Origin of the sequence: Veronia pacifica, from assembly GCF_001707825.1 — a bacterium.
GTDB classification, from domain to species: Bacteria; Pseudomonadota; Gammaproteobacteria; order Enterobacterales; family Vibrionaceae; genus Veronia; species Veronia pacifica.
On the sequence record NZ_LYBM01000141.1, the window covers coordinates 1 to 352 of the forward strand.

Here is a 352-nt window from a genome sequence, read left to right on the forward strand (position 1 = left end):
CTCTCAACGTCTGCGTTATCTGCATTGAAGGTACCCGAGACTTTCAGGGTGTCAAAACCCGCCCCGCCATCGAGCACTGTGGCATCATCACTGGCATACAGGGTGTCATCACCCTTACCGCCATAGAGGCTGTCACCGCCGCCATTACCCATCAGGGTATCGTTACCGTCACCACCGGTCAGGGTATTGGCATTGCTGTCACCGGTTAGGGTGTCGTTGCCCGCGCCCCCGGTGATATTGGCTACATCCGTGGCATTGGCGAGGTCAAAACCACTGGTTTCATCTGCTTCAGAGCTGATAATGACGGTGTTGTTACCCTCGCCACCAAAGACCTCATCCTGATTGTCAACGT

Annotated in this window: 1 protein-coding gene; it reads right to left on the bottom strand. The window is 55.1% G+C overall.

Annotated elements, in window-relative coordinates; genetic code table 11:
• On the bottom strand, positions 1 to 352 hold a 352-nt coding region (locus tag A8L45_RS24300), incomplete at both ends, for a calcium-binding protein (protein ID WP_139122477.1).